General features: G+C 53.7%; 20 protein-coding genes. 3 read left to right on the top strand and 17 right to left on the bottom strand.

Going from position 1 to position 20,849, the window contains the following annotated elements; all coding sequences use genetic code 11:
- Window positions 1-152: 152 nt before the first annotated feature.
- Genes hemG through pepQ form a run of 4 tightly spaced genes read right to left on the bottom strand, consistent with a single transcriptional unit; the run spans window position 153 to window position 4,145 of the window.
- Window positions 153-692, bottom strand: a complete 540-nt coding sequence (gene hemG, locus ED901_RS16535) for a menaquinone-dependent protoporphyrinogen IX dehydrogenase (RefSeq protein ID WP_122096564.1) — start codon at window positions 690-692, stop codon at window positions 153-155.
- A 21-nt stretch (window positions 693-713) separates the two neighbouring features.
- Window positions 714-2,165, bottom strand: coding sequence for a Trk system potassium transporter TrkH (trkH, locus tag ED901_RS16530; protein WP_056772045.1), 1,452 nt, complete (start codon window positions 2,163-2,165; stop codon window positions 714-716).
- A 37-nt stretch (window positions 2,166-2,202) separates the two neighbouring features.
- Window positions 2,203-2,814 carry an IMPACT family protein gene (locus ED901_RS16525; protein WP_122096563.1) on the bottom strand — a complete coding sequence of 204 codons (612 nt, stop codon included), beginning with the start codon at window positions 2,812-2,814 and terminating at the stop codon, window positions 2,203-2,205.
- Window positions 2,814-4,145: a Xaa-Pro dipeptidase gene (pepQ, locus tag ED901_RS16520; RefSeq protein ID WP_122096562.1), complete on the bottom strand. Its 1,332-nt coding sequence runs from the start codon at window positions 4,143-4,145 to the stop codon at window positions 2,814-2,816. The genes ED901_RS16525 and pepQ overlap by 1 nt, the downstream gene beginning before the upstream one ends.
- Before the next feature lie 189 nt (window positions 4,146-4,334).
- Here pepQ and fadB point away from each other — a divergent pair, with 189 nt between their 5' ends.
- Together fadB and fadA are read left to right on the top strand one after the other, a co-directional pair.
- On the top strand, window positions 4,335-6,527 hold the full coding sequence (fadB, locus tag ED901_RS16515) for a fatty acid oxidation complex subunit alpha FadB (protein WP_122096561.1): 2,193 nt from the start codon (window positions 4,335-4,337) through the stop codon (window positions 6,525-6,527).
- A gap of 11 nt (window positions 6,528-6,538) precedes the next feature.
- Complete coding sequence (gene fadA, locus ED901_RS16510; protein ID WP_122096560.1) at window positions 6,539-7,702, top strand: acetyl-CoA C-acyltransferase FadA; 1,164 nt, start codon at window positions 6,539-6,541, stop codon at window positions 7,700-7,702.
- 126 nt (window positions 7,703-7,828) lie between these two features.
- Here fadA and fre read toward each other — a convergent pair whose 3' ends face one another.
- From fre to pepE, 3 genes are all read right to left on the bottom strand, one after another.
- Window positions 7,829-8,530: an NAD(P)H-flavin reductase gene (gene fre, locus ED901_RS16505; RefSeq protein WP_056772058.1), complete on the bottom strand. Its 702-nt coding sequence runs from the start codon at window positions 8,528-8,530 to the stop codon at window positions 7,829-7,831.
- Window positions 8,531-8,578: 48 nt separating this feature from the next.
- Complete coding sequence (gene ubiD, locus ED901_RS16500; protein WP_056772062.1) at window positions 8,579-10,069, bottom strand: 4-hydroxy-3-polyprenylbenzoate decarboxylase; 1,491 nt, start codon at window positions 10,067-10,069, stop codon at window positions 8,579-8,581.
- A gap of 167 nt (window positions 10,070-10,236) precedes the next feature.
- Window positions 10,237-10,962 carry a dipeptidase PepE gene (gene pepE, locus ED901_RS16495; protein WP_122096559.1) on the bottom strand — a complete coding sequence of 242 codons (726 nt, stop codon included), beginning with the start codon at window positions 10,960-10,962 and terminating at the stop codon, window positions 10,237-10,239.
- A 174-nt stretch (window positions 10,963-11,136) separates the two neighbouring features.
- Between pepE and rfaH the strand changes: the two genes are divergently transcribed.
- On the top strand, window positions 11,137-11,625 hold the full coding sequence (gene rfaH / locus ED901_RS16490) for a transcription/translation regulatory transformer protein RfaH (RefSeq protein WP_122096578.1): 489 nt from the start codon (window positions 11,137-11,139) through the stop codon (window positions 11,623-11,625).
- Window positions 11,626-11,691: 66 nt separating this feature from the next.
- On the opposite strand, the gene tatD is transcribed toward rfaH, so the two are convergent.
- The 10 genes from tatD to udp form a co-directional block, all read right to left on the bottom strand.
- Entirely contained in the window at window positions 11,692-12,480 is a 789-nt protein-coding gene (gene tatD / locus ED901_RS16485; RefSeq protein WP_122096558.1) for a 3'-5' ssDNA/RNA exonuclease TatD, read from the bottom strand.
- A gap of 68 nt (window positions 12,481-12,548) precedes the next feature.
- Complete coding sequence (tatC, locus tag ED901_RS16480) at window positions 12,549-13,316, bottom strand: Sec-independent protein translocase subunit TatC (RefSeq protein WP_056772070.1); 768 nt, start codon at window positions 13,314-13,316, stop codon at window positions 12,549-12,551.
- Between the two features lie 2 nt (window positions 13,317-13,318).
- Window positions 13,319-13,981, bottom strand: a complete 663-nt coding sequence (gene tatB / locus ED901_RS16475) for a Sec-independent protein translocase protein TatB (protein WP_122096557.1) — start codon at window positions 13,979-13,981, stop codon at window positions 13,319-13,321.
- A gap of 3 nt (window positions 13,982-13,984) precedes the next feature.
- Entirely contained in the window at window positions 13,985-14,254 is a 270-nt protein-coding gene (gene tatA, locus ED901_RS16470) for a twin-arginine translocase TatA/TatE family subunit (protein ID WP_056772075.1), read from the bottom strand.
- A gap of 72 nt (window positions 14,255-14,326) precedes the next feature.
- Entirely contained in the window at window positions 14,327-15,958 is a 1,632-nt protein-coding gene (gene ubiB / locus ED901_RS16465) for a ubiquinone biosynthesis regulatory protein kinase UbiB (RefSeq protein ID WP_056772077.1), read from the bottom strand.
- Window positions 15,955-16,563 (bottom strand): SCP2 domain-containing protein, encoded by a 609-nt coding sequence (locus ED901_RS16460; protein ID WP_122096577.1) that lies wholly within the window; start codon window positions 16,561-16,563, stop codon window positions 15,955-15,957. Before ED901_RS16460 ends, ubiB begins: the two co-directional genes overlap by 4 nt.
- Window positions 16,564-16,576: 13 nt before the next feature.
- Window positions 16,577-17,332: a bifunctional demethylmenaquinone methyltransferase/2-methoxy-6-polyprenyl-1,4-benzoquinol methylase UbiE gene (gene ubiE / locus ED901_RS16455; RefSeq protein ID WP_056772081.1), complete on the bottom strand. Its 756-nt coding sequence runs from the start codon at window positions 17,330-17,332 to the stop codon at window positions 16,577-16,579.
- 153 nt (window positions 17,333-17,485) lie between these two features.
- A complete protein-coding gene (rmuC, locus tag ED901_RS16450; RefSeq protein ID WP_122096556.1) occupies window positions 17,486-19,006 on the bottom strand; it encodes a DNA recombination protein RmuC in 1,521 nt (506 codons plus the stop codon).
- Between the two features lie 157 nt (window positions 19,007-19,163).
- Window positions 19,164-19,712 (bottom strand): DedA family protein, encoded by a 549-nt coding sequence (locus tag ED901_RS16445; protein WP_371414319.1) that lies wholly within the window; start codon window positions 19,710-19,712, stop codon window positions 19,164-19,166.
- 136 nt (window positions 19,713-19,848) lie between these two features.
- Entirely contained in the window at window positions 19,849-20,610 is a 762-nt protein-coding gene (gene udp / locus ED901_RS16440; protein ID WP_056772087.1) for a uridine phosphorylase, read from the bottom strand.
- Window positions 20,611-20,849 lie beyond the last annotated feature (239 nt).

Below are 20,849 nucleotides of genomic sequence, written 5' to 3'. Positions count from 1 at the left end.
CATCTTTTTCTCTTCCTGTCCGAGCGACTTCTCAGTCGTTGTTCCCGGTCAGTGGAGGCGCATTATAGGGAGTTCTCAGAAGGCCGCAACCCCTAATTTCAAAAAACTTTCTGAGTGCTTTTTTTTTGGTCTAAACGTTGATAAAGACCGCATTACAGCGATTTTTTATACGATATTTGCCCAAAGTCCTCAGCGAATTTGGCTACCTGCTGCCAGTCGGTGTACTCCACTTCTTTACGGGTATCCGTTTCCCCACCGGTCATACGCATAATAAGTTGGATCATGACCTTATCGAACCAGCGATATCGTGGATAACGTAATGCTCCGGCGAAAACGCCACAAATCGCCGGTTCCCACGGAGAGGCCAGCAGAAACTTACGCACATAGGCATTGGTCTGCGGGCTGCGCTTCTCAGGCTTACGGGCGGTGAGATTCACGCCAAAGAATGCAGACGGCATTTGATTCAAGGTGTCGGCATGTTTTTTAACGAATTTATCCAGCACCGGATTGAAGTGGCCATAACGTATAGAAGCGCCAATCATCACCTGGTCGTAGGTTTTCAAATCCACATGCTCAGCGTGTGCCAGGTCGATGACATCACAGTTGCACTTCTCTTTAAGCACACTGGCTATATAAGAAGAGATGGCATGGGTCTGCCCGTCACGACTTGAGTAAAGTATCAACGCTTTCATTCTTGTTTCCCTTTCATAAACTTATTCGCGCCAGAACGTCGGCGTGAACAGGACTAATAGTGTGAAGACCTCGAGACGGCCAAACAACATGGTGACGATCAGGATCCATTTCGCCACAGAGTTCATGGATGCAAAATTATCGGCGACAACGCCCAGACCCGGCCCAAGATTATTGAGCGTGGCCGTGACCGCAGCAAACGCCGAGAAGTTATCGACCCCCGTCGCGACAATCGCCAGCATGCTGACTATAAATACCAGCGCGTAAGCGGAAAAGAATCCCCACACGGCTTCGATGATGCGTTCAGGCAGTGCACGGTTACCCAGCTTGATGGTGTAAACCGCATTGGGGTGGACCAACCTTTTCAGCTCGCGCGTCCCCTGTAAGTAAAGCAGCAGGATACGGATAACCTTCAGACCGCCACCGGTTGAACCAGCACAACCTCCGATAAACGCAGAGCACAATAATAGAAGAGGCAAAAACAGCGGCCATTTCGAAATACTGTCGGTGGTGTACCCCGCCGTGGTTGCCATGGAAACCACCTGGAAGAAGGCCTGATTAATGGTTTCCAGACCTGAGCCGTAAACATTGTGGATCCACAGAACCAGCGTACAGATGACCACCAGCGTAAATTGCACCCCGATGAACATCCGAAATTCCGGGTCACGCCAGTACACCTTGAGATTACGTCCGCTGAGTACCGCAAAATGAAGGCCGTAGTTACAACCGGATATCAGCAGGAACACAGCGATAATGCTGTTGATGGTGCCGCTGTGAAAATATCCAATACTGGCGTCATGGGTTGAAAATCCTCCGATGGCGATCGTCGAGAAGCTATGCCCGATAGCATCAAATGCGGACATCCCCGCGCCCCACAGCGATAATGCACAGGCAATGGTCAGAAGTACGTAAATCAGCCAAAGGGTTTTCGCCGTTTCAGCAATACGTGGCCGCATCTTGTTATCTTTCAGTGGTCCCGGCATTTCAGCACGGTACAGCTGCATCCCGCCGACGCCCAATATCGGCAGAATCGCCACCGCGAGCACAATGATCCCCATACCGCCAAACCATTGCAGCATTTGTCGGTAGAACAAAATGGCTTTGGGTAATGAGTCCAGCCCCACCAGCGTGGTCGCGCCCGTCGTCGTCAGCCCAGAGAAGGATTCAAAGAAAGCGTCGGTCAGCGACAGATTCGGCCGCTCGGAAAACAGAAAGGGCAATGCCCCGACGCTGCCCAGCACCGTCCAGAACAGCACCACGATCAGGAAACCTTCGCGCGGCTTCAGCTCACTTTTCTGCTTTCGGTTGGGAAGCCAGAGGAATAAACCAATCGTCAGGGCGACAAAAAACGTCTGGCTGAACGCACGTCCTGCGCCGTCGCGGTAAATCAGGGCGACCAGGCCGGGAATAATCATCGTTCCGGAGAACAGGATGACGAGCACCCCGACGATGCGTGTTATGGCACGAAAATGCATGCTGGTGCGTTCCTCAGCGAATTAACCATAGAAAAAATTATGAAACCGGACGCAGAATGAGCGTGCCACGGCTGATATCGAATAAGTGACTGACGGTTGCTGTTGCCTCTGCAGCAGGCAGCGCCAGAACGAGATCGACAGCAGCGCCATACTCACTGCGTAAGATATGTCCGCCGACTTGCGAGAGCAGCGTTTCCACCAGCTGTAACTGGCTGTAATCACACTGCACCGCGTATTCTGCCAGCGGAACTTTTTGTTGCACGGTAAGTTGTTTTAAAGCTTGCTGAACGCCGCCGCCATAGGCTTTCACCAGCCCGCCGGTGCCCAGCATAATACCGCCATAATAGCGCACGACGACGGCGGTGATCTCACCGACACCGCTTCCCATCAGTTGGCTGAGGATCGGTTTACCCGCTGTACCTGCAGGTTCGCCGTCATCAGAAAATCCCAGTTGCTGAGAATCATCCGGCGCGCCAGCCACAAACGCCCAGCAATGATGACGCGCTGCCGGATGCTGATGGCGGATATCCTGAATAAATGCTTTGGCCGCTTCAACGCCCTCTGTTCGTGCCAGTAAGGTAATGAAGCGGCTTTTCTTTATTTCCTCGCTGAAACTGACTGACTCAGCGGGAACCCGATACGGCTGCATCAGGCCAGCTTCAGGTCACGGGTCATGTTTTCGATGCGATTATCGTGGATAACAATGTTGTCCTCGATACGGATCCCGCCAAAAGGCTTCAGCGCTTCAATGCGATCCCAGGCGAAGTGCTTACTGAATTGCCCCTCGCGCAACGGTGCCAGCAGCGAATCGATGAAATACAGGCCCGGTTCAATGGTCAGCACCATACCCGGCTCAATCACACGGGTACAACGCAGGAAAGGATATTGCGAAGGGGCGGCCTGATGGGTGCCCTTATCATCCTGCATGAAACCGGCAACGTCATGCACCTGTAACCCCAGCGGATGCCCAAGACCATGTGGCAGGAAAGGCCCGGTCAGGTTCTGTTCCACCATGGCGTCTTCGCTGATATCAACCACCAGCTTGTGCGCTTTCAGCAATTTGGCGATACGGTGATGCATCTGAACATGATAGTCGGTGTAGCGCACACCGGCCTTGATCGTGTCAATTAAAGCCAGTTCCTCCGTATTGAGGTCTTTCACCAGTGCGGCGAAATCGCTGTCCGGTTTCCCGGCGTAGGTACGGGTCAGATCAGCGGCGTAACCGTTATATTCCGCACCGGCATCCAGCAGGAAGCTGCGCATGTCGGCAGGCGGCTGGTTATCAAGCGTGGTGTAGTGAAGTACCGACGCATGTTCATTGAGCGCAACAATATTGTCGTACGGCACATCGGTATCACGGTGGCCGGTGGCGGTGAGATACGCCAGGTTGATGTCGAACTCGCTCATGCCGGAAAGGAACGCTTCTTTCGCCGCACGATGCCCGCTGACCGCCACTTTCTGCGCTTCACGCATACAGGCCAGTTCATAGCCGGTTTTATACGAGCGATGATAATGCAGGAAATCCAGCACCGCTTTCGCGTTCACGTTGGCAGCAGGCACGCCCAGGCTGATAGCACGATCCTGGCTCGAACCGATGTAACCCACGCGCTTAAGATCCACCGGCAACTGGCTTTTGATCTCATCGGCATTAGCCAGCGGCGTAATCGCGATTTCTTTGGTCCAGAATGAATCCGGCAGCGGCTCGTGGCTGTGCCAGTAGTCAACCGGCGAATAGAACCACAACTTAGGCGCATTCACGCCATCCACCCATAACCAGCAATTTGGCACTTTGGTGACCGGCACCCAGGCTTTGAATTGCGGGTTCACTTTGAACGGATAACTGTGATCATCAAGGAAGGTCGTTATCAGTTCACCGGAGTGAATCAGTAACGCATCAAGCTGAGAACGTTGCAGAATTTCGCGGGCACGCGACTGCAACGTGGCGATATGTTCTTTATAAAGCGTAGAAAGCGATTCCATCCAACTGTCCTTATTTCACCGGAAAGACGATGCAGCATCTTACCACAGCCTTACGGCTGCCATAGTCCCGGAAGGTTTGTGATCTTGCCTGCAAATAAAACACATCTCATTTGCAAATTATTAACATAATAACCACACTCGAAAGCATCTGGTCATACCAGATCATCACAGATGATTCAGGAGAGACACATGCTTTACCAAGGCGAAACATTACACCTGCACTGGCTCGACGAGGGGATCGCCGAGCTGGTCTTCGATGCTCCGGGCTCCGTAAACAAGCTCGATACCCAAACGGTTGCCAGCCTGGGCGAGGCGATCGCAGTGCTCGAGAAACAGTCAGGCCTGAAAGGTTTACTGCTGAGTTCTGCAAAACCGGCATTTATTGTCGGGGCAGATATCACCGAATTTTTATCCCTGTTCAACGCGCCCGCCCAGAAACTGCATGAGTGGCTGAATTTCGCCAACAGCATTTTTAACCGGCTGGAAGATTTACCGGTACCCACGCTTTCCGCCATCAGCGGATATGCCCTGGGCGGCGGCTGTGAATGCGTGCTGGCGACGGATTTTCGTATCAGTACTGCGGATGCGCGCATTGGCCTGCCGGAAACCAGCTTAGGGATCATGCCGGGTTTTGGCGGTTCCGTGCGTCTGCCGCGCCTGATTGGCACTGACAGCGCACTGGAAATTATCGCCGCCGGAAAAAATATCAGCGGGAAAGAAGCCCTGAAAATCGGGCTGGTGGATGCGGTGGTCGACGCCGACACACTGCGCAACGCCGGGATCACCATGCTGAAAAATGCCGTGGCCGGCAAACTGGAATGGCAAAGCCGTCGCGAACCCAAACGTCTGCCGCTGAAACTCAGCCAGATTGAAGCGACGATGAGTTTCAGCGTCGCCAAAAGCATGGTCATGCAGAACGCGGGGAAACATTACCCTGCGCCGATGACCGCGGTGAAAACCATTGAAGCCGCCGCACGTCTGGGCCGTGACGATGCGCTGAAACTGGAAACAGCCAGTTTTGTTCCCCTCGCGCAATCTAAAGAAGCCCGCGCGCTGGTCAGCATTTTCCTCAACGATCAGTTCGTCAAAGCGAAAGCCAAAAAACTGGCGCACGGCAGCGAAAAACCAAAGCAGGCTGCGGTGCTGGGAGCGGGCATTATGGGTGGCGGGATTGCGTATCAGTCTGCCCTGAAAGGCGTACCGGTTGTGATGAAAGACATCAGCGACCAGTCCCTGACGCTCGGCATGAACGAAGCGGCCAAGTTGCTGAACAAACAGCTGGAGCGCGGCAAACTCGACGGTCTGAAAATGGCCAACGTGCTGTCGACCATTCATCCGACGCTGGATTACAGCGGAATCGAACGCGCCAGCGTCGTGGTCGAAGCCGTCGTGGAGAACCCGAAAGTGAAAGCTGCGGTGCTGGCGGAAGCGGAATCGCTGCTCGACGCCGATACCGTGCTGGCTTCCAACACGTCAACCATTCCGATCGACCAGCTGGCTTCTTCACTGAAACGCCCGGAAAACTTCTGCGGCATGCACTTCTTCAATCCGGTGCATCGTATGCCGCTGGTTGAAATCGTGCGTGGCGCGAAAACCTCAGACAAAACCCTTTCACGCATTGTCTCTTACGCGCTGGCAATGGGTAAAACGCCGATCGTGGTGAACGACTGCCCGGGCTTCTTCGTTAACCGCGTGCTGTTCCCGTATTTCTCCGGTTTCAGTTTACTGCTGCGTGACGGGGCCGATTTCCGCCAGATCGACAAAGTGATGGAAAAACAGTTCGGCTGGCCGATGGGCCCGGCATATCTGCTGGACGTCGTGGGCATCGACACCGCGCATCACGCGCAGGCCGTTATGGCCGCCGGATTTCCGCAGCGTATGGCGCGAAACTACCGTGACGCCATCGACGTGCTGTTCGATAACCGCCGTTTCGGCCAGAAAAATCAGCTGGGCTTCTACCGCTACAGTGAAGACAGCAAAGGCAAGCCGCGTAAAGACGTCGACGAACAGGCTGTCAGCCTGCTGGCCGATAATCTGAAACCGGCACATGCAGAATTCTCACCACAGGACATCATTGCCCGCATGATGATCCCGATGATTAACGAAGTGGTGCGCTGCTTCGAAGAAGGCATTATTGCCAGCCCGGCCGAAGCCGACATGGCGCTGGTATACGGCATCGGTTTCCCTCCGTTCCACGGCGGCCCGTTCCGTTATCTGGACACGCTTGGCACGGCTGAGTATCTGAAAATGACCGAACATTACGCGCACCTGGGGCCAATGTATCAGGCACCGGACGGGCTTCGCGCCAAAGCGCAAACCAATGAAAGTTACTACCCGGTTGCGGCTGCGCTGGAAAACATCAGCACCTGCAATCAGGCATAAGGACCGAAATCATGGAAAACGTAGTCATTGTTGACGCAGTCCGCACGCCGATGGGCCGTTCAAAGGGCGGCGCATTTCGCCACGTCAGGGCTGAAGATCTCTCCGCGCATCTGATGCGCGCGGTGCTGGCCCGAAATCCGGCGCTGAACGCCAAAGATATTGATGATATTTACTGGGGCTGCGTGCAGCAGACGCTGGAACAGGGCTTCAACATTGCCCGCAATGCGGCGCTGCTGGCGGAAATTCCACACAGTGTCCCGGCGACCACGGTTAACCGTCTGTGCGGTTCTTCCATGCAGGCACTGCACGACGCCGCCCGCGCCATTATGGTCGGCGACGCACAGGTCAGCCTGATTGGCGGTGTGGAACATATGGGCCACGTGCCGATGAATCACGGCGTGGATTTCCATCCGGGTCTGAGCAAAACCGTGGCGAAAGCGGCGGGAATGATGGGGCTGACCGCTGAAATGCTGGCGAAAATGCACCAGATCAGCCGTGAAATGCAGGATGAGTTTGCAGCACGTTCGCATCATCGCGCCCACGCGGCCACGCTCGCCGGACACTTTGCCAATGAAATCGTCCCGACCGAAGGCCATAACGCAGAAGGCGTGCTGACCCGTTATGATTTTGACGAGGTGATCCGCCCGGAAACTACCGTCGCTACGCTGGCGGCGCTGCGTCCGGCGTTTGACCCGGTCAACGGCACCGTCACTGCGGGCACGTCATCTGCCCTCTCCGACGGCGCATCGGCGATGCTGCTGATGAGTGAAGCACATGCCAAATCTCTGGGCCTGAAAGCCCGTGCGCGAATTCGTGCGATGGCGGTGGTCGGCTGCGATCCGTCGATTATGGGTTACGGCCCGGTCCCGGCGACGCGCCTGGCTCTGAAACGCGCCGGACTGAGCGTGCAGGATATCGGCCTGTTCGAACTGAACGAAGCCTTCGCGGCACAAGCCTTACCCTGCGTGAAAGATTTGGGGCTGCTGGAAACCATGGAAGAGCGCGTCAACCTGAACGGCGGCGCGATTGCACTCGGTCATCCGCTTGGCTGCTCCGGTTCACGTATCTCAACGACGCTGCTGAACCTGATGGAACGCCGCGACGTGCAGTTTGGCGTTGCGACCATGTGTATCGGTTTAGGTCAGGGCATCGCGACCGTTTTCGAACGCGTCTGAGTTTTACTCTTTTCTGCATAAACAAAAAGCGGACAGATTGTCCGCTTTTATGAATCTTATCTGCCCGTTTTAGTTGCCGTTTTCCCGCCTGTCAGGGGCGGGCTTTTTCACGACGGTAGCGTCACATCAAATGAAAGAGAACGCATCACCAAACAGTCGATCTTCCAGCGCGCCGCGCTCTGCAACAAAGCGCTCGCGGGCGATTTTTGCCATCTCAAAACGGCCTGCGATATAAATATCGTGCTCCGCCAGCGAGGTGAAATCCTGCAACACCGCGCTCAGAACGGTACCGCTTCTGCCCTGCCAGCCGTCTTCAGGCTGTTCCACCACCGGGATCACTTTCAGATTCGGGTGATGAATGCTCAGTGCTTCCAGCTCGCCCAAATCGTACAGATGCTTCAGCTCGCGCCCGCCCCAGTAAATGGAGATATCGCGATGAGGCTGTTGCTCAAGCGCGGTGATCAAAATGGAACGCACATAAGAAAAACCGGTGCCGCCCGCAATCAGCACCAGCGGACGCTGGCCTTCTTCGCGCAACCAGGCATCGCCGTGAGGAATATCCACGGTAATCGCCTGTTCTTTCAGAATGCGATCCATCACCGCCATCGCGTACAGATTCAGTTCGGAGGCGCCGATGTGCAACTCAATCACGTTGTGTTCAGCAGGCGTGGAGGCCAGAGAGAACGGACGCTTATCGCGCTCGTCCATCACGACCATCAGATACTGACCCGCGCGGAAAGAAAAAGGCGCTTCCGGCAACAACCGGACCCGATACACCGTATCGGTAATCGCCTCAACGGAGGTCACTTTACAGCTCAAAGTTGTCATGCGTTCCCTCTGTGGGTCATCAAAGCAAAGCGTGGGACAAAGAGTCGATTATTTTTTCGCATCGTCTTTATCATTAAAAATAGCGAGCTCATCCCAGATGGCATCGATACGGGCGGTGACGGCAGGATCCTTCACTATCGGACGCCCCCACTCACGCTGTGTTTCACCCGGCCATTTGTTGGTCGCATCCATCCCCATTTTCGAACCGAGGCCCGATACAGGCGAGGCAAAATCGAGATAATCGATCGGCGTATTTTCGACCAAAACCGTATCCCGTGCGGGATCCATTCTGGTGGTAATCGCCCAAATCACGTCGTTCCAGTCACGGGCATTCACATCGTCATCGCACACAATCACAAACTTGGTGTACATGAACTGACGCAGGAATGACCAGACACCCATCATCACGCGCTTTGCATGACCAGGGTACTGTTTCTTCATGGTAACGACAGCCATACGGTAGGAGCAACCCTCCGGCGGCAGATAAAAATCAACAATTTCCGGGAATTGTTTCTTCAGAATCGGCACAAAGACTTCATTCAGCGCCACGCCCAGCACCGCAGGCTCATCCGGCGGACGGCCGGTATAGGTCGAATGATAGATGGGATCTTTACGCTGCGTCATATGCGTGATCGTGAAGACCGGGAAGCTGTCTACTTCATTATAGTAGCCGGTATGGTCGCCATACGGGCCTTCCGGCGCCATCTCGCCCGGCTCGATATACCCTTCGAGCACGATTTCCGCACTGGCAGGGACTTCGAGATCGTTGGAAATACACTTCACCACTTCGGTTTTATTACCGCGCAGCAAACCGGCGAACGCATATTCAGACAACGAATCCGGCACCGGCGTCACTGCGCCCAGAATGGTGGCGGGATCTGCACCCAACGCCACAGAAACCGGGAAACGCTGGCCGGGATTCTTCTGGCACCACTCCTGGAAATCAAGCGCACCGCCGCGATGGGATAACCAGCGCATGATGACTTTGTTTTTCCCGAGAACCTGCTGGCGATAAATGCCCAGATTCTGACGGGGTTTTTCCGGCCCACGGGTGACAGTCAGGCCCCAGGTGATCAACGGCGCGGCATCTTCCGGCCAGCACTGCATCACCGGAATGCGGGTGATATCCACCTCGTCGCCTTCCCAAATTTCCTGCTGACAAGGTGCGGAATGCAGCACTTTTGTCGGCATGTTCAGCACCTGCTTAAACTTCGGCGCCTTATCGTATAAATCGCGCAAACCGCGTGGCGGCTCAGGCTCTTTCAGAAACGCCAGCAACTCACCGACTTCACGTAACGCACTGACGTCCTCTTTGCCCATGCCCATCGCCACACGCTCAGGTGTGCCGAATAAATTACACAGCACCGGCATGTCGTACCCTTTTGGATTTTCAAACAACAACGCCGGGCCGCCCGCACGCAGGGTACGGTCAGCAATTTCGGTCATTTCCAGGTAGGGATCGACAGACTGAGTAATGCGTTTCAGTTGGCCTCTCTTTTCGAGTAACGAGAGGAAGTCACGTAAATCACGGTATTTCATGCTGATTCTGAGTCGCCGGGTTGAAGGAGAGCATTATAGAGCCTCTCCGGGGTTGTTGCTGCCTTTTTGTTATCAGCAGGTAAACGCCGATAATGAAAAACCAGTGTAACCGCCAGAAACCAACGCTGTTGGTCTGACGGTGCGCAAATCGTCTGCCAATGATCCGATCACAAACAGGTAAAGGGTACCCACGCGCTCAACGCCTGGGTGTCATGATATTCCTGAATCTCATGACCATGCCGGAACACCTTGAAGCCCTGATTTCTGGCGCTGAAATAGCTCAGCTCATTGCCGGATACCTGCAACAAACTGCCTTCACGCAGCGCAATGACCGCCTCAGACGGATTCACCGCGCAAAATTCAGCAATGCGCTCGTCACGGGTTTCACCCATATGGCCACTCAGGTGTGCATCGATGTAATGCGGATTGATTTGTACCGGGAACAGGCCAAGAGAGGGCAGCACCACAGAATTGCGGACTGGCATATCATTAGTGGTACGAATACTTGGCGTTGCCACGTTACACCCCGCGCTCCAGCCGATATACGGCACATTGCGTTCACGCACAGCACGCTGAACAGGGACGATCAGCCCCTTCTCATGCAGCATCTGGTTGAGCATCCAGGTATTACCGCCGCTGACCAAAATACATTGCGCACTGGCAATGGCGTGCGCCGGATTATCTGCGTGATGAATGCTGGTGACTTCAATGCCCAGCACATCGGCCAGCGCACCGGCGCGCTCATCATAATCGCTGCGGATCAGTGCGTAGGGGATCAGCACGGCGGAGGTGATCCCGCGGGATTTCAGCACCGCCTGGATACGATCTTTTGCATAGCCCAGTAATTCAGATTCACCGGAAAGCTTACCGTTGCTCAGTAAGAACAGCTCCATGACGCTTCTCCTGACTGTAATAAGAGGAAGATAAAGGGATAAGTGTGCACTTTTCTTCGATAATAAAAGATAACAGACCGACAATCAGCAAGCGTCTGCACAGAATCTCACTGCCTGTATCTCAGGGGCAGCTTTTGTTATGCTGCCGGAATCAACGTTTTAATGTGGGAAACTATGGAATCCTGGTACTTACTCTATTGCAAACGCGGCCAGTTGCTCCGCGCCAAAGAACATCTTGAGCGCCAGCAAGTAAACTGCCTGACGCCCATGATCACCCTGGAAAAGATGGTGCGCGGACGCCGCACGCCTGTCAGCGAACCCATGTTCCCGAACTACATGTTCATCGAGTTTGACCCTGAACGGATCCACACGACGACGATCAGCGCAACGCGTGGTGTCAGCCATTTCATCCGCTTCGGGCCAAAACTGGCGACCGTGCAACCTCAGGTAATCAAACAACTGATGGAACCGCCGACGATTGACATTCGCGATCCTGAAACGCCGTATGAAGGCGATATCGTTTTGATCACTGAAGGGATTTTCGAGGGCATCGAGGCCATTTATACCGAGCCAGACGGCGAAGCCCGTTCGCTGCTGATGCTGAATCTGATTAATCAGCCTGTCCGCCAGAGCATAGACAATACGCATTTCCAGAAACTCTGAGCGCATTTTCTCTGTCTGTGCCCTGCAAAAAAGCACCGTTAAACGGTGCTTTTTTATGTGAAACATTCAGCGCGCTGGCAGGGCAAACATTTTGCGCGCGTTATCATCGGTGATATCCGCCAGCCACTGCGGGTCTTCCCCGCGCCACTGCGCGACCTGATGAACAATGTGCGGTAAAAACGCCGGTTCATTGCGTCGGTTCTTCGGTTTGTTTTCCATATCTCTTGGCAATAAATAGGGCGCATCGGTTTCCAGCATTAAGCGTTCAGCCGGGATCAGCGGCAGCATTTCACGCAACTCCAGCCCGCGCCGCTCATCGCAGACCCACCCCGTAATTCCTATCGACAGGCCGAGAGACAAATACAGTTCAAGTTCATGCCGCGTACCGGTAAAGCAGTGAACGACACCGCCCGGTAAATCCGCAAGCCAGGGCTTGAGTAATGCAGCGAAACGTTCCCCGGCATCGCGACAATGTAAAAACACCGGTAACTGCAACTCGGATGCCAGCGCAAGCTGTGCGGTAAACGCCGATTCCTGCTGCAAGGCAGGCGAAAAATTGCGATTGAAATCCAGTCCGCATTCACCGACTGCCACAACATTCGCTAATCCGGCCAGCTCACGGATGTCAGCTTCCACCTGCGCATTCCATTCACTGGCCTGATGTGGATGCACACCCGCCGTAGACCAGCAGAAATCAGGGTATTCAGCCGCCATTTTCTGCGCCTCACCACTTTCCTGCGCAGACGTACCTGTGATCAACATACCGCTCAGACCGGCGGCTCGCGCTCTTTCCACCACCTGCGGGCGATCTTTATCAAACTGATTACTGGTGAGGTTTATGCCAATTTCAAACATACATTGTCCTGAAACAGAAACCGCCCTGCTGGGCGGTTTCTGTTTTATATCGAAATAATCAAAGAGACTTACTCAGCCTGATCCGGATCGTTCTCTTTATCGACATCAGCGCGACGACGTCCGCCTACGTAGAAACGGGCAAAGAACACGCCGATTTCAAACAGCAGATACATCGGAATAGCCAGCAGCGTCTGAGAGAAGACATCCGGCGGCGTTAACAACATCCCGACCACAAACGCCCCGACCAGCACATACGGACGTTTCTTTTTCAGGTCTTCCGGTGTCGTCACACCACTCCAGCACAGTAAAACGATGGCAATCGGCACTTCAAATGAGACGCCAAACGCCATGAACAACGCCATCACGAAATCGAGATAGTTGTTGATGTCAGTCGCAATCTGCACGCCAGCCGGTGCGGTTTTCGCAAAAAAAGCAAACGCCAGCGGAAACACCACGAAGTAAGCAAAAGCCACACCGAGGTAAAATAATGCAGAACTGGAGAACAATAACGGCATCATCAGACGGCGTTCATGCTTGTACAGCGCGGGAGCAACGAATGCCCACACCTGATACAAAATGAACGGCGCGGAAACAAATACCGAGACAATCATGGTCAGCTTGATTGGCGTAAAGAACGGTGATGCTACGTCAGTAGCAATCATGCTCGCACCCAAAGGCATTTGCTCAATCAACGGTGAAGCCACCAGCTGATAGATGTCATTGGCAAAATAAACCAGACATAAAAACACCACTAAAATACAGACAATGGCGTTCAGTAGACGCTTACGCAGCTCAATCAGATGGCTGATAAGCGGTTGAGTATCTTCAACAGCCATGTTTAGCGCTCGCCTGTCGGTTTAGTGAGTGAAACCGGTGTTTCCGGCGCAGAAGGTTCAGCCACCGGTGCGTCAACGGCAACCGGTTTGGTCACGGGCGCAGAGGCAACGGAAGAGTCAGCGACAGGCGATTGTGCCGCCGCTGCCTGCACTTCAGCCTGTGCTGCCGCAGCATGGGCCGTCTTATTTGAAGCCAGAGCCGCATCCACCGCACTCAGTGGCGCAGCAGCCGGTGCTGAGGCCACGTTGTCAGCCGTGGCCGGCGAAATACCGGCATCATGGTGGGCTTCGGCATCATCGATCACAGGATTGTGGATAGTGTTGCCTTCCGCTTTCGCTTCTTCCATCGCTTTATCGGCAGGATTGAGCCCTGAATTGATAGATTGCTTCATGGATTCAGCCGCTTCTTTCAGCTCATCCATGGAGGCTTTGATTTCCGGCGTGAGATTCTTCAGACCCGCCTCTTCGGCTTTCTTCAGGCTATCCTGCAATTCCTGAAGTTTCAGCTCCTGCGACAGCTCGCTTTGTACTGACGCGGCCATCGCCCGAAGCGTGCGGATCCAGCCTGCTACTGTTCTGACTGCTACAGGTAAACGCTCCGGCCCGAGAACAACCAGGCCAATCACCAATACCAGCAGCAGTTCACTAAATCCAATATCGAACACGGTTTATACCTGCTCTTTGTTTTGGCTCTTGGTGTCTTCTGCTTTAGCGTCCGGCTTGCCCTCGATAGACCTGGCAGCGAAATCAGCATCAGTTGGCGTAATGTCAGCGTCTTTATTTGCTTTTGACTGGCTATCATCTTCACTCATGGCTTTTTTGAAGCCTTTGATGGAAGCCCCCAGATCAGCACCCAGACCACGCAGTTTCTTAGTACCGAACAGCAGTACCACAATCACAACGAGAATCAGGATCTTAGTAATACTAATACCACCCATTATTTTCACCTCAAATAGGAAGGAACGACATTCATTGCCGTCCGCAAACGGCATTCAATTTTAAAACATGTTTTAGCTGGCGCGTCGCCAGCCAATCAGCCAGGAAACCGCGCCCGCGGTCATCAGGCAAGCCGGATAAATCTCGACGTTGCCTAACAGCAAAAGGGTGCCGCTTAATAACAACGTCGCCCCTATCCCCAAAAGATAACGAGACTGACCCTGACGGGAGTTCTGGTTGTGCATTTGGGAGGAAAGCTTTTCGATGTTGTACTGCAACAGCTTGTGCTGTTGCAGGCTCTGATAAACCAGATCGGGTAATTCAGGCAGTTTCTCAACCCAGAATGGCGCGCGCTCTTTCAGTGCGCGGATCATTGCCGGCAGACCTACCTGATCACGTACCCAGCTTTCCAGGAAAGGTTTCGCCGTTGTCCACAAATCCAGCTGCGGATAAAGCTGACGCCCCAGACCTTCTACATACAACAGTGTTTTTTGCAGCAACACCAGTTGAGGCTGGACTTCCATATTAAAGCGGCGCGCGGTATTAAACAGATTTAACAACACGTTACCGAAGGAAATCTCTGCAAGCGGCTTTTCAAAAATCGGCTCGCATACTGTCCGGATAGCAAATTCAAAGTCTTCAACATTGGTATCGCGCGGAACCCAACCGGAATCAACATGCAGTTCAGCCACTTTGCGATAATCGCGATTGAAGAAAGCGATGAAATTTTCAGCCAGATAGCGCTTATCTTCTTTGTTCAACGAACCAACTATGCCGCAATCGATACCTATGTAGCAAGGATCTTCAGGCGTTTCGTAGCTGACGAAAATGTTACCGGGATGCATGTCAGCATGGAAGAAACTGTCGCGAAAAACCTGGGTAAAGAAGACCTGAACACCACGCTCCGCCAGTAATTTCATGTTGGTGCCCTGTTTTTTCAGCGCCTCAACATCCGAAACAGGAATTCCGTAGATGCGTTCCATCACCATCAGACGCTCGCTGCAGTAGTCCGGATACACTTCCGGCACATACAGCATCGGGCTGCCTTCAAAATTACGACGCAGCTGAATGGCATTGGCCGCTTCACGCAGCAGGTTCAGCTCATCAAGCAACGTTTTTTCATATTCGCGAACCACTTCACGCGGACGCAAACGGCGACCATCCGGCAGCAGAAGCGGCACCCAACCGGCAAGGCGCGACATCAGACGGATATCTGCTTTGATGGTCGGTAAAATATCCGGGCGGATCACCTTCAGAACGACAGGTTTGCCATTCTCTTTGAGCACCGCGGTATGCACCTGAGCAATCGAGGCGGAAGCCAGCGGCGTCTGATCAAATTCATCGAACCAGTTTTCCAGCGGGCCGCCCAACGCGGTATCAATTTGCTTACGTGCCAGCGCGCCATCAAAAGGAGGAACGTGATCCTGAAGCAGAGCAAGCTGGTCGGCAATATGAGGCGGGAAAAGATCGCGACGTGTAGACATCATCTGGCCGAACTTGATCCAAACCGGACCTAATTCTTCCAGCGCAAGACGCATACGCTCACCCAGCGGCTTTTCTTTATGACGATTTGGTAACCAGAAAAACAGATAACGGCCCATGCGCAGCGGCAACGTCAAACGGATTTTAGGGATGAGTTCGTCAAGGCCGTAGATGAGAAACATGCGGATAATCAAGTATAAACGTCGCATTTCCCTTGGCGTCACGGTTTGCCCTCCAGTTTTTCGATACGTTTCTCCAGTGTATCCAGCTCGCCTGCCAATGCGGAGACTTCATCACTAAACCACACCACTTCCAGCGGACCGGGAGCCATTTTCCACTCTTCAGTCAGCGTCTGCGCGACGTAGTTTTGCTGATGTTTAAGCCCTTTTTGCAGGAAACGGAAACTGCCCTGCACCGCCTGGCTCACTCCCTGAGCAGCAATATCACCGATATAAGGTGCCAGGAATTCCGCTGGTTCCCACTCGGCCATATCCAGCAACGCAACCAGTTGCTGCACCACAGAAATATCGCCTTCGACCACCAGCTCACCGCTGCGCATGAGTGGCGATAACTGCTGGCGATCGCGCAGCTTATGCAACACGGAGAGTGTTGAGGTGACGGTGCAATCTGCCACGCCATCCCATTGCCCGAGGACATCAATTTTTTGCTCACTGAAGACAAACGTCAGCGGGGTACTCAGTTCCTGCAATTCAACACGCAGAACTTTACCTGCCAGACGCGTCCGCGCCGCCTTCATGCTGCGATCTCTGAAAAGCAGGTAATTAAGCGGCGTCTCGATAGCGGCAGTCAGTAGCGGCGTTAACAACATCGGCATACTCATATCAGAATTTGAAACCCCGGTGCAGCGCCACAATACCCCCGGTGAGATTGTGATAAATCACATTCTCAAAACCGGCGTCGCCCATCATGCCCTTCAGCGTTTCCTGATCGGGGTGCATGCGGATAGATTCAGCGAGATAACGATAGCTTTCGGCATCTTGTGCAACCAGTTCGCCAATGCGCGGCAAAATGTGGAAGGAATAGGTGTCATAGGCTTTGCTCAGCGGTTTCAGCTGAGGTTTGGAGAATTCCAGCACCAGTAAACGGCCACCCGGCTTAAGCACGCGGAACATCGAACGCAACGCTTTCTCTTTTTCGGTCACGTTACGCAAACCGAAAGAAATGGTGATGCAATCGAAGTAATTATCAGGGAAAGGCAGCGCTTCGGCGTTAGCCTGAACGTAGCTGACGTTACCCACAATGCCGAGGTTACGCAGTTTTTCGCGTCCCATTTTCAGCATGGAATCATTGATATCTGCCAGAACAACTTCGCCCGTCTCGCCGACCAGCCGGGAGAACTTCGCGGTCAGATCACCGGTACCGCCTGCCAGATCCAGTACGCGCTGACCACGGCGGACACCGCTGCAATCAATGGTGAAGCGTTTCCAGATACGATGAATACCGAAAGACATCAGGTCATTCATCAGGTCATATTTTGCCGCAACGGAATGGAAGACATCTGCCACCATTCCCTGCTTGTCATCTTTAGCTACCGTGCGAAAACCGAAATGCGTAGTTTCCTGCGTCTGCTTTTCCATTTTATTTGCCTGCTTTTTCAGTCGAACTCTTGGGGAGAAGTGTATCAGAACCCGTTAGAAAGCCCCATCACCGATGCTGATTCAACATATTGCAAAGATTCATCATTTGAATCATAAAATCGGTCAAAACGAGTGCCCGGTGGCTAAGCATGATCACTCATGCGGGTTCAACGTCTGTTCTTCTTGCGCATCAGAAGTCTCGGGCAGAGATGCGGTATCCTCAGGCTCGTTTTCCGCTCTGGCTATCTCAGCCAGAGAGGGGCTAATAGGCCGTTTAACTTCAACGCCCAGCGCGCGAAAACTTTCCACCTGCCCGATGAGATTACCACGCCCTTGCGAGAGTTTATTCATCGCAGAGCGATAACTGCCCTGCGCTTTGTCCAGACTTTGCCCCATCGATTCCATATCGTCGACGAAAAGGCGCAGTTTGTCATACAGGCGCGCCGCGCGATCGGCGATACGTTTTGCGTTCTGGCTTTGATGCTCGTAGCGCCACAAATTGCTGATGGTACGTAATGCCACCAGCAGCGTCGTCGGGCTGACAAGCATAATGTTGTGCCGGAGTGCTTCGCTGATCAATTCGGGCTCCCGGTCGATGGCCAGCAGAAACGCAGGCTCGACGGGGATAAACATCAGGACATAATCGAGGCTGCGCAAGCCGGGAAGCTGCTGATAATCTTTGCGCCCCAGCAAACGGATATGCCCGCGAACCGACGCGATATGCTCGTTGAGCGCCACTTCCCGTTCGCCATCATCTTCACTGTTGAAGTAACGCTCATAAGCCACCAGCGTCATTTTGGCGTCAATCACGACGTCTTTGTTCTGCGGCAAACGCACAACAACGTCAGGCTGCATCCGGCTGTTACTGTCAACCTGCACGCTGACCTGCGTCTGATACTCATGCCCCTCACGCAACCCGGAGGCTTCAAGCACACGGCTGAGAACCACTTCGCCCCAGTTGCCCTGGGTTTTGTTATCGCCTTTCAGCGCTTTGGTCAGATTGACGGCTTCACGCGCCATCTCAACATTCAGCTGCTGCAGATTGCGGATTTCGTGCGCCAGCGTATGCCGTTCCCGCGCTTCCTGACCAAAGCTGTCCTGCACCTGACGGCGGAAACCATCCAGTTGCTCGCGCAACGGCAGCAAAAGTTTATCGAGGCTCTGTTTGTTCTGTTCATCAGCGCGGCGGCCGTTCTGCTCGAAGATGCGGTTCGCGAGATTTTCGAACTGGCTGCTCAGACGCTGCTCGCTGTTGATCAGCAGGCGCTGTTTATCTTCGGCGGCCATGCGGGTTTCATCCAGACGGGTGGAAACCTCACGCAACTCGGCTTCCTGCGCGCTGTTGATTTCACGCTGCGCGCGCAGCTCCTGATTCAATTGTTCGCACTCGTTTTGCCAGTGCGCCAGCAACTGCAATTTTTCCTGACTGGCCGCCTGCAGGCTGTGAAGCTTGCGCAGTTCCAGTTCTGCTTCCCGGATTTGCTGCAATGAGAACTGCCGGTCACTTTTGACCGTTTCGTTTTCTGCTCTCACCTGTTCCAGCGATTGCTCCAGAAGACGGCGCTGAGTCTCGAACTCAGTTTGCTGTTGTTGCTGACGTAAACTGGCCACCAGCCAGCCCACAACTAAGCCGATTAACCCCGCGCCCAGGGCAGTCAGAATGCTGATATCCACACGTTTTCCCTCTTCAAATCATCTGCGGTCACGGTAATAGCAGGCTGTATGGATGTCCAGTCTATTTTCTGTTGCATCGCGCCTTTGCGGGATGCCTTCCAGAATGGAATTTCTCTGCATTTCCCCCCTTGCGACGGCCAAAGGCAGAGCGCAGGATTTACAACCAGCGGCTCAGCCATTGGATACCAAACGCACCCGGCGCAAGAATGCCGAAGGCCCAGATCAACGCCGAGCTGACGTTGGCAATCTGGAAATACTTTTGTGGCATACCGCAAATTCCGGCGACCAGTGGAACCACGGCGCGAAGCGGGCCAAAGAAACGGCCGATGAATGCACCCGGCATGCCCCATTTATCAAAAAAGGCATGGCCGCGAACTAACATTTGCGGATGGCGGGAGAATGGCCAGAAATTACCAACGCGATCCTGGTAATGGGAACCGACCCAGTAGGAGAGCCAGTCGCCGAAGAACGCCCCGGCTGCCGCTGCCGCCCAAATGGGCCAGAAAGGAATGCCGGTTTCGCCAATCAGTGCGCCGAGCCCGAGCAAAATGAAGGTTGCCGGAAGCAGCAATGACAGGAAAGCGAGCGACTCACCGAACGCCAGAAAGAAAACAATCGGCGCAGCCCATACCTGATGAGCGCGGATGAAAGTGGTGGTGTAATCAAGAATGTCGTTAACAGTCAAAAATGCAGTTCCTTTTTTCATGAAAGCGGAGACGGAATGAAAGACAGTATTCCAGATTCACTATTAACATGACCTTAACAGATCACCGGCAATGGGCAAAAAAATGGGCCGCCAGAGGCAGCCCATCAGGGTGATATCTTGTTTGAGAACGGTAAAATCAGACCAGGCGGCGGGCGGCTTCTACCACGATCTTAACCGCGTGGCTTTCTGTCTTTTTCATGGTTTCTGCATCAGGAATTTCCTGCTGCGTACGGTTCACAATGACACCGGCAACCATACCTGCACGCAGGCCCTGGCTTGCACACATGGTCAGCAGGGTGGCAGATTCCATTTCATAGTTCATGACGCCCATTTCCTGCCACTCTTTCATCGATTCTTTAAAGCGACGAACCACGCGGCCAGAGTAAGTATCATAACGCTCCTGGCCCGGGTAGAAGGTGTCAGAAGACGCGGTCACGCCGATGTGAGTTTGTGCACCCACGGATTCAGCCGCAGCAACCAGCGCAGTGGTACAGGCGAAATCGGCCACTGCCGGGAATTCCATCGGTGCAAAGTGCAGGCTCGCGCCATCAAGGCGAACGGCGGCGGTGGTGACCAGCACATCGCCCACACTGATGTGTGGCTGGATGGCACCGGTAGTACCGACGCGCAGGAAGGTACGGATGCCGAGCTGTGCCAGTTCCTCAACCGCGATAGAGGTGGAAGGACCCCCGATACCGGTTGAGCAGACAATCACAGATTTGCCGTCAAGCTCAGCGCGCCATGAGGTAAATTCGCGGTGGGAAGCCAGGCGAACCGGGTTCTCCATCAGTTTGGCAATCTTCTCAACGCGCTCAGGGTCGCCGGGTACAATCGCCAGCGTCGCGCCGTTTAAATCTTTTTTGGCCAGGCCAAGATGGAAAACTTCAGGCTGAGACATAACAAACTCCTCTGTGTGTAAGGTCATAAATTGGCAGGAGGAACACCCGGCAACTGTACTGAACATTGTGACGTTATTTCGTGATGGCCGTCACTATGATGTAACAACAAGAATAACGCATACATTTAATTTGTGATGACAGTCACAAATAACAGCGCAAAAGACGAATTTTTAAACGGTCTGTTTTCGTGGCAGGCATAAAAAAGCAGGCATTGCCTTATAACAAGGCTCTGCCTGCC

Origin of the sequence: Rahnella sp. Larv3_ips (assembly GCF_003697865.1) — a bacterium.
Classification (GTDB): domain Bacteria; phylum Pseudomonadota; class Gammaproteobacteria; order Enterobacterales; family Enterobacteriaceae; genus Rahnella; species Rahnella rivi.
Note: the sequence above shows the minus strand (reverse complement) of the source record. Positions and strands in the feature narration are given on the sequence as shown.